General features: G+C 66.2%; 11 protein-coding genes. 2 read left to right on the forward strand and 9 right to left on the reverse strand.

What is annotated here, in order from left to right; translation table 11 throughout:
- The coding region (locus DIE17_RS30020) for an IS30 family transposase (protein ID WP_124921452.1) at positions 1-423 on the forward strand (423 nt) is incomplete at its 5' end.
- A 73-nt stretch (positions 424-496) separates the two neighbouring features.
- On the opposite strand, the gene DIE17_RS38080 is transcribed toward DIE17_RS30020, so the two are convergent.
- On the reverse strand, positions 497-802 hold the full coding sequence (locus tag DIE17_RS38080; RefSeq protein WP_260427320.1) for a hypothetical protein: 306 nt from the start codon (positions 800-802) through the stop codon (positions 497-499).
- A gap of 349 nt (positions 803-1151) precedes the next feature.
- Here DIE17_RS38080 and DIE17_RS30030 point away from each other — a divergent pair, with 349 nt between their 5' ends.
- Entirely contained in the window at positions 1152-2072 is a 921-nt protein-coding gene (locus DIE17_RS30030; protein WP_221622532.1) for an SDR family oxidoreductase, read from the forward strand.
- A 51-nt stretch (positions 2073-2123) separates the two neighbouring features.
- On the opposite strand, the gene DIE17_RS30035 is transcribed toward DIE17_RS30030, so the two are convergent.
- The 8 genes from DIE17_RS30035 to DIE17_RS30070 all read right to left on the reverse strand — a co-directional run bounded on the left by DIE17_RS30035 (position 2124) and on the right by DIE17_RS30070 (position 11580).
- Positions 2124-4472: a DUF1989 domain-containing protein gene (locus tag DIE17_RS30035; RefSeq protein WP_221624900.1), complete on the reverse strand. Its 2349-nt coding sequence runs from the start codon at positions 4470-4472 to the stop codon at positions 2124-2126.
- 120 nt (positions 4473-4592) lie between these two features.
- A complete protein-coding gene (locus tag DIE17_RS30040) occupies positions 4593-5963 on the reverse strand; it encodes an NAD(P)-binding domain-containing protein (RefSeq protein ID WP_124488092.1) in 1371 nt (456 codons plus the stop codon).
- 73 nt (positions 5964-6036) lie between these two features.
- A complete protein-coding gene (locus tag DIE17_RS30045; protein ID WP_124488091.1) occupies positions 6037-6903 on the reverse strand; it encodes a bifunctional 5,10-methylenetetrahydrofolate dehydrogenase/5,10-methenyltetrahydrofolate cyclohydrolase in 867 nt (288 codons plus the stop codon).
- Positions 6900-7757 carry a formyltetrahydrofolate deformylase gene (gene purU, locus DIE17_RS30050; protein ID WP_260427319.1) on the reverse strand — a complete coding sequence of 286 codons (858 nt, stop codon included), beginning with the start codon at positions 7755-7757 and terminating at the stop codon, positions 6900-6902. The genes DIE17_RS30045 and purU overlap by 4 nt, the downstream gene beginning before the upstream one ends.
- A 73-nt stretch (positions 7758-7830) precedes the next feature.
- A complete protein-coding gene (locus DIE17_RS30055; RefSeq protein WP_124488090.1) occupies positions 7831-8961 on the reverse strand; it encodes an aminomethyltransferase family protein in 1131 nt (376 codons plus the stop codon).
- 48 nt (positions 8962-9009) lie between these two features.
- Entirely contained in the window at positions 9010-10026 is a 1017-nt protein-coding gene (locus DIE17_RS30060; protein WP_124521257.1) for a DUF3445 domain-containing protein, read from the reverse strand.
- A gap of 10 nt (positions 10027-10036) precedes the next feature.
- Positions 10037-10972 carry a PDR/VanB family oxidoreductase gene (locus tag DIE17_RS30065; RefSeq protein ID WP_124529656.1) on the reverse strand — a complete coding sequence of 312 codons (936 nt, stop codon included), beginning with the start codon at positions 10970-10972 and terminating at the stop codon, positions 10037-10039.
- A complete protein-coding gene (locus tag DIE17_RS30070; RefSeq protein ID WP_124921453.1) occupies positions 10969-11580 on the reverse strand; it encodes a dimethylamine monooxygenase subunit DmmA family protein in 612 nt (203 codons plus the stop codon). Before DIE17_RS30070 ends, DIE17_RS30065 begins: the two co-directional genes overlap by 4 nt.
- Positions 11581-11665: the final 85 nt, after the last annotated feature.

Below are 11665 nucleotides of genomic sequence, written 5' to 3' on the forward strand. Positions count from 1 at the left end.
AACAGTCAGATTGCAACACTCGTCGAACGCCAGACCCGGTTCGTGATGTTGGTGAAGATTGCCAGCAAGGACTCTGAGGCTGTCGTCAATGCTCTGATAAGACACGCCGGCAAGCTTCCACAGGAATTGTATAAATCGCTGACATGGGATCGGGGCACGGAGATGGCTGGCCACAAGCGCTTCACTGTTGCGACGGACATCAAGGTCTACTTCTGCGATCCCCAGCATCCCTGGCAACGCGGCACGAACGAAAACTCGAATGGGTTTCTGAGACAGTACCTCCCAAAAGGAACGGACCTCTCTACCTACTCGCAGGCCAAGCTTAACGCCATTGCCCGACGGCTCAACGAACGTCCCCGCAAGACACTAAACTTCGATACACCGGCTGAACGATTCCATCAAGCTGTTGCATCGACCGGTTGAATCCACCGCGGCAATTCGTCGTTCATCTCTCTGCCCGACGAACGCTTCGATTGCCAGCGCTCCAGTGCGGAAGTTACTTGCCGTGCTCCTCCCATACCTTCGACCATGAACGAATCGCCTCGAGATTCGTACGGATATCACACAGTACGCCGTCGGCACCCTGGGGATGAAATTGATGTCTGCGAACGCTGTAGAAGTCCTGGGCGAGGATCCTGATGTTACCTACCCTGTCGGCGCAGTAACCGCAGCGAGCGCGAATGCGACCATGCAGAAGCTCAAGTTGTTCCAGGGCCGAAGGGTTTGGAGCAGCGAGATCGTTTTCGCGAAAAATTTCTTCTATCTCGGCTGCGACGTCGCGAATGATTTCAGATGTCTTCATGGAAAACTTTATCCATAACACCGTGGGCGTTAGCTAGGTAAGATTGGTGCAAATGGGATTTAACAAAGTATAACGTTTCGATCGCGCCATTTTCTTTTTTTCAAAAAATAAGTCGCTGGTAGCCCGGATTTTCGTGGGCACCCCTATTGGCGTCTAATGCGAGTTATTTGGCGCATTTCGATAATGATTAAATGCAATGCAAATCCCATAATGAAGTAACGCGAATTTATGAAAACCGCGCCATGGGGAATTTCGTCGGCAAGCGAGTCGTCATTGCCGGTGGTCCCGGTGGCTTCAGCGTCGGCGCGGCCAGGTGTCGTAATGAACCTGACGATGGGAGAGAAGGGTGATGGACCCGATAACCGCATTGCGCTTTTCGCGACGCAGCACCGCGGAGCAGGTCACCGAGGGCCTGGATCTTTCCGGCCGGACGATCCTGATCACGGGCTGTAATTCTGGTATCGGTCTTGAAACGACGCGGGTTTTGGCAATGCGCGGCGCCCGCATCATTGCCGTCGCGAGGGATGAAGACAAGGCGCGTGCCGCCCTGGCGATCGCCGACGCCGCAGATGGCATGGCCGTTGGAGCCGAACTGACCGATCTCGCTTCCGTTGCCCGCGCCGCCGACCGCATTCTCGCGTGCGGCATCACCCTCGATGCCGTCGTCACCAATGCCGCGATAATGGCGCTGCCAAAGCTGGAGACGGTGAACGGCGTGGAAAAGCAGTTCTTCGTCAACCATGTCGCCCATCATCTGCTGGTGACGCGGTTGCTGCCTTCAATCAACCGCTCGCGCCCGGGCCGGATCGTCATTGTGGGCAGTCATTCCCATCGCTTTGCTCCAGGCGGGAAAGGCATTGATTTCGACAATCTCGACGGTAGCAACGGCTATCGCGGTTTTCCGTTCTATGGCCAGGCGAAGCTCGCCAACATCCTGTTCGCGAACGAGCTTTCACGCAGAGTGGGTCATGTCGGAATCACTGCAAACGCACTCCATCCGGGACTGATTGGCGCCACGGGCCTGCATCGGCATATGCGCGGGCCGTTCAACTGGATCGTCTCGGCTGCGATGCTGTTCGGCAAAACGGTGCCGCAGGGCGCCGCGACAACGTGCCTGCTGGCCGCGCATCCTGCGCTGAACGGCGTCACCGGCCGTTATTTCGCGGATTGCCGCCCTGCCGAATCCTCGGCCTTCGCCCGGGACGCCGATCTCGCCCGGCGCCTCTGGGACCGCACCGAGGAAATCATCGCATCCCACGGGATGACCTGATCCCGAACGCTTCGGTTGCCTGCAGGTGTGTGCAAGGGGCAATCGCATCCGCTAGCCGCGTACGCGCGCCTTCTCCGGATCGTAAAAGATCGGGGCGGTCACCCGCGCGTCGATGCGCTTCTGCTGGCCGTCGAGCTTGCCGACGTGGAGCACGTTGCCCGGCTCCGTGTGGTGAACGTCGATTCGCGCAAGCGCGATGCTCCTGCCGAGGATCGGCGAGCGCATGCCGCTCGTGACGACGCCGACCTGTGCCCGCCCGTTGTGCACGCAATCGCCGTGACGGGCCGGTTCGTTGCCGGCGAGTTCGAGCCCGACGAGCCGGCGGTGCGGATGCGCGCTGCGGCGAAGCAGCGCGTCGCGCCCGACGAAGTCGTCGGTCTTCGTCGCGAGCGGAACGCTGAAGCCGATGCCGGCCTCGAACGGATCGGTTTCGTCGGAGAATTCGTAGCCGGCAAACACGAGCCCGGCTTCGATCCGCAACAGGTCGAGCGCGTCGAGACCGAGCGGCACGAGTCCGTGCGGCTGGCCCGCCGCCCAGATCGCGTCCCATACGGCGTGCGCGTCGCGCGGATGGCACCAGACCTCATAGCCGAGCTCGCCGGTGTAGCCGGTCCGGCTGACGATGACGGGGCAGCCGTCGTCGCCGCCGAGGCGGCCGATCAGGAAGCGGAACCAGCCGAGGCTGTCGAGCGACGGCTGGGTCGCGGGCGTGCGGATCAGCGCGCGCAGGATCTCGCGGCTGCGCGGCCCTTGCAGCGCGACATTGTGGATCTGGTCGGACGACGACTTGACCCACGCCTTCATGCCGAGCCTGTTCGCCTGCTCCCGCAGCCAGATACCCGCGAAATCGTCGCCGCAGATCCAGCGGAACGTATCGGGGCCGAGCCGCATCAGCGTGCCGTCGTCGAGCATTCCGCCGTGCGGATGGCACATCGCCGAGTAGACGACCTGTCCGACCGCGAGCCTGCGCACGTCGCGCGTCAGGCAGTATTGCAACAGGGCCTCGGCGTCGGGGCCGGTGACGTCGAACTTGCGCAACGCGGACAGATCGACGATCGCCGCGCGCTCGCGGCAGCCGTAGTATTCGTCGATCGCGCCGTAGCCGTCGAACCGCGCCGGCAGGTGCCAGCCGCGGTAGTCGGCAAAGTGGCGCGTGAGCGCCGACGTGCGGGCGTGGAAGCCCGACTGGCGCGTCAGCACGGGCGGGGCGTCGGGGGTGGGTCTGATGGCGGTGGACATGGTGAAGCGCGCCTCGCTCGAATAGGTTCGGATCCGGATGTCGGTCGGTTGCCACGCGTTCGCGGGGTCGATGTCGTCGGGGCACGACGTGCTGACGCACAGCAGCGGCTTCAGCGCGCGCAGCAGCACGTAGTCGCCCGGGCGCGACCACGGCTCGTCGATCGTCATCTGGCCGTGCGCGTCGATCGAGGTGTTGAAGAAGAAATTGATCGCCGGCCAGCCGGGACGCGCGGCGATGCCGTATTCGGCGAGCACCGCACTGATGTTGTCGCTGCAGTTCGCATGGCCCGGGTAACCCTGCGTGTCGTAATAGCGCGCGGTGCACGCGAGCGCGAACGTGTCGTGCCGGCCGACGGTATCGTGCACGACTTCGAGCATCGGCTGCATGAGCTGATCGAAGAACCGCGAGTACAGACCGGGCATGGGATACGCATGACCGTTCAGCGTGCGGGTGACGGTCGGATCGAGACCGACTTCCCGGTGCCCACCGAGCGCGTCGAGATCGAATGCGACGAAATCGGAGCATTGCCTGCCGTCGACGTCGACGATCTGCAGGTACTCGCCGGCCGCGACCGTGTACGCGACGGCCGTTCCCGGACGGATGACGAAATCCGCGAGCGGATCGGCGAGCGGCACGCTCGTCTGCGTGGCAGCGGGCGCGCCCGCGCGCACGACGGACAGCTGAAGCTCCGTCGCCGGCTGGCCGGCCCGGTCCACGGGCACGGGGCCGCCGGGCGCCGCGACGATCGCGACGATCGGCTCCGTCGCGACGAACGTGCGCATGGTGCCGGCGCGGGTGTCGCCGGACCAGAGGACGGCGCCGTCGGGCAACGGCTTGCCCGTCAGCCCGTGCCGTTCGAGCAGGATGGCGAGATCCGCTTGTGCTGCGGAAGCGCCGTTCAGGCATTCGGCGATGAAGCGTGCGCTGTCGTCGGGCGTCAGGGCGAGCGCGGCCAGCGCACTGCCGCCGTCGCGCACGCGCAATGCGAGCAGCTCCGCGCGCTGCCGGCCTTCGACGTCGATCACCTGCAGCGTATCGCCGGCATCGAGCTTGACGGCGGCGAGCCCCGCACCGGCGACACGATGGCGTTCGCGGCCGGCCGCATGCGCGGACAACGCAGGTTCGTGCGGCCGCGACACGGTCGGTGGTCGAATGAGCATGGACGTTCCTTGAATGAGTGGACGGGCGCGGCCCGCGATGCGCGCGGCCGCGAACGGCACGTCGGGCGTCGCGGCACCCGGGGCCCGGTCGGGTGACGCGACAGCGCAGTGCCGCGACAGTCAGCCGGCGCGAACGCGCGGCTCGGGCGCACGCTCGCCGAGGTACGCGTCCATCGAATCGTCGAGCGCGTCGAGCCACGGCGTGTGATGCGGCGGCGACTGGGTGCCGGTCATCAGCGAGCGATACGATTTGTCGCGATAGCCCATGATGTTCTCGTGCTTGTCGTGTTTCCACGCGAGGAACGTGCGATTGACGCCGGCGATGTCGAAGCTCGGATAGTCGGTCGCATCGATCAGGTCCTGGATATAGCTGCCCTGATACTCGAACATCTGCTGGTTGGTGACCAGCGTTTCCTCGCGCGCGCGCCACGCGAGACTGTCGGCGTGCATCGCGTCGAAACCGGGCAGCGCGATGCGGCCGAGGATGACGTCGCGTGCGTACCAGGCTTGCGCGTCGAACATGTTGAACGAGTACCAGAGGTCCTGCATGCCGAGATAGATCAGTTTCGGGTTGCGTTCCCAGAAGATGCCTTTGTACAGGTCGAGCGGCCAAAGCCGGTTGTTCGTCTTCAGGCGCAGGCTGTCGGGCAGAAACGGGAAATGGTGCTGGTATCCGGTGCAGAGGATGATCGCGTCGATCTTCTTGCTGCTGCCGTCGGCGAAAAACGCGACGTTGCCGCGCACGCGCTCGAGCAACGGCTTTTCCTCCCAGTTCGCCGGCCAGTGATAACCCATCGGCGCCGTGCGATAGCAGCTCGTGATGCTGCGCGCGCCATACTTGTAGCATTGCGACCCGATGTCCTCGGCCGAATAGCTGCTGCCGACGAGCAGGATGTCCTTGTCCTTGAATTCGAGCGCGTCGCGAAAGTCGTGCGCATGCAGGATGCGTCCGCCGAAGCTGTCGAAGCCGGGAAAGCTCGGCATGTTCGGGGTCGAGAAATGGCCGCACGCATTCACGACGTAGTCGAAGTCTTCCGCGTACACGACGTCCTTGTCGAGATCGTGCGCGGTCACCGTGAAGCGGCCGCTCGCGTCGTCGAACGCAACCTGGCGCACGACGGTGCTGAAGCGGATGTCCTTGCGCACGCCGGCCTTCTCGACGCGTCCCTTGATGTAGTCCCACAGCACTTCGCGCGGCGGATACGACGCGATCGGCTTGCCGAAGTGTTCCTCGAACGTGTAGTCGGCGAACTCCAGGCATTCCTTCGGGCCGTTCGACCACAGATAGCGGTACATGCTGCCGTGGACCGGCTCGCCATGTTCGTCGGTGCCGGTGCGCCACGTGTAGTTCCACATGCCGCCCCAGTCGCGCTGCTTCTCGAAGCAGACGAGCTGGGGGATGTCCGCGCCCTTCGCCTGGGCCGACTGGAAGGCGCGAAGCTGGGCCATGCCGGATGGGCCCGCACCGATGATTGCAACACGTTGTGTCATCGCGTTCTACCTCGTTGGAAGTGGTTAGCCGTGGTTCGGCGAACGGCGCGTGCCGTTCGTGCGCGGACGCGGGTCACGTCGCGCGCTGCCGCCGCGCCGCGAGCGCGGTGTTCTTCATCAGGAAGGCGATCGTCAGCGGACCGACGCCGCCCGGAACCGGCGTCAACGCGGCGGCGACGCGCGCCACGCTGTCGTGGTCGACATCGCCGACGAGCCGCGTCGCGCCGCCGGATTCGATGCGGTTGATGCCGACATCCACGACGACCGCGCCCGGCTTGATCCAGTCCGCATCGACGAGCCCCGGCTTGCCGGCTGCCGCGACGACGATGTCCGCCTGGCGGCACAGTTCGGCGGCGTTCGCGCTGCGCGAGTGGACGGTCGTCACCGAGCAGTCGGACTGGAGCAGCAGCGCGGCCATCGGCTTGCCGACGATGTTCGAGCGCCCGACGACGACTGCATGCTTGCCGCGCAAGTCGCCGACGATCTCCCGCAGCAGATGCATGCAGCCCGACGGCGTGCACGGCACGAGCGCGTCCTGGCCGAGCGCGAGCCCGCCGACGTTGTCGCGATGGAAGCCGTCGACGTCCTTGCGCGGATCGATCGCGTCGATCACGGCCGCGGCGTCGAGTGGCGCGGGCAACGGCATCTGCACGAGAATCCCGTGGACGTCGGGGTCGGCGTTGAGTTCGGCGACGAGCGCGAGCAAGTCGGACGCGACGGTGTCGGCGGGCAGCCGATGCTCGATCGAACGGATGCCGACCTGCTGCGCGCGCAGCATCTTGTTGCGCACATAGACGTGGCTCGCCGGGTCGTCGCCGACGAGTACGACCGCGAGGCCGGGCAGCACGCCGTCGCCGCGCAGCCGCGCGACGTCGTGCCGGACGGATTCCAGCAGCGCGTCGGCGATCGCCTTGCCGTCGATGATCGTCGCGCCGCTCATCGGAAGATCACCGTGCGGTTCTGGTTCAGAAACACGCGGTGCTCGGTGTGATACTTGACCGCACGCGACAGTGCGACCGTCTCGGTGTCGCGTCCGATCGCGACGAGATCGGACGGCTGCAGCACGTGGTCGACGCGCTGCACCTCCTGCTCGATGATCGGCCCTTCGTCGAGGTCGGACGTCACGTAGTGGGCGGTCGCGCCGATCAGCTTCACGCCGCGCTCGAACGCCTGGTGGTACGGCTTCGCGCCCTTGAACCCCGGCAGGAACGAGTGGTGGATATTGATCGCGCGGCCGGCGAGCCGCTCGCACAGGTCGTTCGACAGGATCTGCATGTAGCGGGCCAGCACGACGAGTTCGGTGCCGGTTTCGTCGACGATGCGCATCAGCTCCGCCTCCTGCCGCGTTCGGGTGTCCGGCGTGATCGGCAGGTAGATGAAGCGGATGCCCTCGCGCTCGGCCATCGGCCGCAGATCCAGATGGTTCGACACGACCGCGGTGATCTGCATGCGCAGCTCGCCCTTGCGGAAGCGGTACAGCAGGTCGGACAGGCAGTGGTCGAACTTGCTGACCATCAGCAGCACCTTCATCGGTTCGCCGGCGCTTTTCAGTTGCCACTGCATCGAGAAATCCCGGGCGACGCCCGCGAAATCGCGCTGCAGCTGCTCGACGTTGCCGTTCGCACCGGTGTTGAAGCGGAACACGGCGCGCATGAAGAACGTGCCGCTGACCTCGTCGTCGTATTGCGCCAGCTCGCCGATGTAGCAGTTCGACGCGGCGAGATGGGCGGAGACGGCAGCCACGATGCCGGACGTGGCCGGGCAGCTGATCGTCAGGATGTAGTTCGGATTCACGTCGTGTGTCCTCGAAACGGATCGGAATGCGGGAAAGGCCGGCCGTCGCCGGTCATGCATGGTCGTCAACGCGTCAGCCGACGGCGGTGCGCTTTTTCTTGTCGGGATCGTCGAACGGCAACAGCGCGGTGGTCGCGCGCGTCTCGACGCTGCCCTTCACCACGAGCGGCACGCCCGCACGGGCATGCCGGACGTCGAGGCGGGCGAGCGCGAGCGAGCGCCCCGTCAGCCGCGAATACATCGCGCACGTGATCACGCCGGCCGCCTTGCCGTCGTGCCAGAGCGTGTCGCCGGCCTGCGCGGCCTTCGCGGCCTCGAGCTCGACGCCGAAGATCCGGAACCGCTCCTTGCCGGCGAGCCGGAAGTGCTCGGCCGCGCCGCAGAATTCGGTCTTGCCGGGCGACACTGTGAAATCGAGGCCGAGTTCCCACAGCGTGTCGCCGGCGCGCTCGTCGGCAAACGGGTACATCTCGGAGTTGTCGTACGGATAGAACAGCAGGTAGCTCTCGACGCGCAGCCAGTCGAGCGCGGTGAATGCGCAGGGGACGATGCCCATCGCCCGGCCCTTGTCGAGGATCGTGTCCCAGATGAACGGCGCGTCGGCGGCCTTGCAGAAGATCTCGTAGCCGCGCTCGCCGGTGTAGCCGGTGCGCGAGATCATCGCCGGCCGGCCGAACAGGCGCGTCTGCACATGGTGGAAGTACGGCAGGTTGCGGATGTCCGGCACGTATTCGGCAAGGAAGTCGACCGCGACCGGCCCTTGCAGCGACAGGTCGTGCAGGTCGTCGTCGAACAGCACGGCGACCTGCCGGCCATACGCGGAGCGCACGAGGCGCTCGTACCCCGCGCCCGCGCCATGGACGACCATGAACGCATTGGGGCCGGTGCGGTAGACGATGCAGTCGTCGATGAACTTGCCGCTCTCGTCGAGCAGCGTCGCGTACACCGACTTGCCGGGATACAGCTTGCCGATGTCGCGCGTCGTCGCCCAGTTCAGCAGGCTTTCGGCGTGCGGGCCGACATAGTGCACCTTCTTCAGCCCCGATACGTCCATCAGGCCTGCGCGGGTGCGAATGGCCTCGTGGTGGTCGGCGAGATCGGTCGCATAGGTCCATGCGGTGCCCATGCCGTTCCAGTCCTCGAGATTCGAGCCGAGTGCGCGATGCCGGTCCGCGAGGGCGGAGATGCGCCAGGAGTTCGCCATCTTGAATTCTCCAAACGAAAGTGAAGGTCGATTACGGAAAACGCCGGGTCAGGCGTCGACGTCGAACCGGCTGAGCCATTCGACGAGCGTGTGCCGGTAGCGGGTCATGCCCTTGTATTCGGCGATCGGGTCGGGCAGGTCGCGCAGCACGCGGTGCAGCCGGCGCGCCCACACCGGGTTGCCGACGAGGTCGGCCATGCTGCACAGGTAGGTGCGGATGCCGAACATCAGCGCATTGCTGCGCGCAAGCCGCGCCATCAATTGCAGCTCGACGCGCAGGTGCACGGCTTCGCCGACGTTGTCGGGCGTCACGCGCCCGCGGTCCGCGCCCCACTGGTGATAGGTCTCGGGCGACGTGTCGAGGCGCGGATGAATGGTCAGCGTCCAGTTCAGGCGGCGCACGGGGTGGCCTGCCTGCACGCCGAGCAGGTATTTCAGCGCGCGGTCGAATACGCCCGCCTGGTGCGCGAGCGGCACCGGCGCGTGCCATTGTTTGAAGCTCATGCCCGCATCGAACGCGAGCGACCAGTCGGCCGGGCCGGTGACGACGCCGGCGTCCATGTACAGGTCGCCGTCGCGCTGGTCGAGCAGCGCGATGTCGCCTTGCGTCTGCCGCATGACGTATTCGAGCGGGCCGTACGGCAGCGTGCGCGCGTCGCCGAACACGAAGGCCTGGTCGAGGTCGAGCGCGTGGTTCCGCCAGTGCCAGCGATCGCCGTCGCGCTCGAGCGCGAACCACGCCGGATAGTCGTGCGCGAGATGCGTCATGATCATCTCCAGCGTGTCCCAGCACGCGGTCTCCATGTGCGGCATCACGATCGCGCGGCGCGGATCGGCGTCGAGCACGCGTGCGCGTTCGGCGATCTCGGAACGGTAGTGCTCGTCGATGTCGAAGTGGTGCGCGAAGACCGAGCCGGGATCGCGCGGCGTCGCGGGCTCGAGGTTGACCGAATACATGTACCGGTCCTCGGGGAACGGAAACGGAAAGCGCGCGATCGCCGCCGGGCTGTTGCGGAACGAGAAGTCGTCGCGATAGGTTTGCGCGGGCTTGATGAATACGCTCATGGCTCGGATCTCACAGGTCGAGGGTCAATGCGGCGCCGCACGCGCGCGATACGCAGGGCATCAGATGGGTGGCGCGCGCGTCGGCGTCCAGGAACGCATCGCGATGCTCGACCGTGCCGTCGAGATAGCGCGTCGCGCACTGGCCGCATGCGCCGCCGCGGCACAGGTTCGGCACGTCGATGCCCGCCGATTCGAGCGCCTCGAGCAGGCTCTGCTCGGCGCCGACCGCGATGCGACGGCCGCTGCGGCGCAGGTCGACCGCGAACGGCTGGCCCGGCGCCGGCGCCACGAAGGCTTCCCAGTGCACGCGGCCGGCCGGCCAGCCGAGCGCGGCGGCCGCGGCGCGCACCGCGTCCAGCAGGCTTGCGGGGCCGCACACGTAGACGTGCGTGCCGAGCGGCTGCCTTTGTAGCATCGCGATCGCGTCGAAGCGTGCGTGCACGCCGTCATAGCCGTGAAAGCGCGCGCCGAGCCGCGCATCGAGCGATGCGCGATAGGCATCCGTCAGGCCCGCGCGGTACGCATGGTGCAACTCGTGGCTCGCTTGCCGGCGCTCGAGTTCCGCGAGATGCGCGATGAACGGCGTGATGCCGATGCCGCCCGCGACGAGAACGTGATGGCGCGCGGTGGTGTTCAACGCGAACAGGTTCGCCGGTGCGGTGATGCGCAGGCGCGCGCCGGGTTCCAGACGGTCGTGCACGAACGCGGAGCCGCCGCGTGACGACGCGTGACGGCGCACGGCGATCCGGTAGAGGTTTCGTTCGGCCGGATCGCCCGCCAGCGAATAGGCATTGCGATAGGTGCGGCCGCCGTCGTTCAGCACGACTTGCACATGGCTGCCCGACGAGAACGCCGGAAGGGGGCCGTCGAGCGCCGTCAGCACCAGTTCGCGCACGACGGGTGTGAGCATGCGGGCTTCGGCCACGCGAACGTCGAGCAGGTTCATGCGCGGTCTCCCGCGCAGGGCCGGTCGGCGTCCGCGCAGACGCCGAGATAGGCGCCGAGCCGCGCGGAGAAATGCTGGCGGACACTCAGGCGGACGTCGCATGACGGGCAGGTGACCTCATCGGGCTCGTCATGCCCGTCGTGCGCATGCGCGGTCCCGCAATGCACGCAGTACACGGTGCGCCGCGTGCCGGACACGGCCGCGGCCACCTCCTCCGGCAGCAGGCCGGCCGCCTGCGCGATACGCCGAATGTGCCAGACGAACGTCTCGTCGCCGCACACGTAAAGACGCACGCCGACCGTGCTTTCATCCAGCCGGTGCCGCACCTCGTCTTCTAGCGTGTCGAGCGACGCGTGAAACACGGTCGGCAGGCCGATTGCCTGCAGCTTGCCGAGCGTGACGAGCAGCGCGCTGCCCGGCAGCCCGGCGAGCGCGTTGATGAACGCCGGCAGCGCGTGGAGCGCGTCGCCTTGCGCGACCACGAGATGCGAGCGGGCCTCGGCGCAGGGCTGCAGCGGCGCATAGTGCGGCAAACTCGGCGGCACGAACGGCGTGTGCGCCGGTTGCGGTTGCCGGTTGCGGGCTGCGAACGGTTCAATTGAGTGCATCGATCGGCTCCCAAAATGGGGCGTTTGCATCATGAATGGGCGTACGCTCGGCGACGGTCGTGGCGTCACGTTTGCGTTCCTGTTG

This window comes from Burkholderia sp. Bp9099 (assembly GCF_003857805.1).
Classification (GTDB): domain Bacteria; phylum Pseudomonadota; class Gammaproteobacteria; order Burkholderiales; family Burkholderiaceae; genus Burkholderia.

Coding starts and splice junctions, on each gene's coding strand:
- DIE17_RS38080 (WP_260427320.1), bottom strand. CDS start 802: ATGAAGACATCTGAAATCATTCGCGACGTCGCAGCCGAGATAGAAGAA.
- DIE17_RS30030 (WP_221622532.1), top strand. CDS start 1,152: ATGGACCCGATAACCGCATTGCGCTTTTCGCGACGCAGCACCGCGGAG.
- DIE17_RS30035 (WP_221624900.1), bottom strand. CDS start 4,472: ATGCTCATTCGACCACCGACCGTGTCGCGGCCGCACGAACCTGCGTTG.
- DIE17_RS30040 (WP_124488092.1), bottom strand. CDS start 5,963: ATGACACAACGTGTTGCAATCATCGGTGCGGGCCCATCCGGCATGGCC.
- DIE17_RS30045 (WP_124488091.1), bottom strand. CDS start 6,903: ATGAGCGGCGCGACGATCATCGACGGCAAGGCGATCGCCGACGCGCTG.
- DIE17_RS30055 (WP_124488090.1), bottom strand. CDS start 8,961: ATGGCGAACTCCTGGCGCATCTCCGCCCTCGCGGACCGGCATCGCGCA.
- DIE17_RS30060 (WP_124521257.1), bottom strand. CDS start 10,026: ATGAGCGTATTCATCAAGCCCGCGCAAACCTATCGCGACGACTTCTCG.
- DIE17_RS30065 (WP_124529656.1), bottom strand. CDS start 10,972: ATGAACCTGCTCGACGTTCGCGTGGCCGAAGCCCGCATGCTCACACCC.
- DIE17_RS30070 (WP_124921453.1), bottom strand. CDS start 11,580: ATGCACTCAATTGAACCGTTCGCAGCCCGCAACCGGCAACCGCAACCG.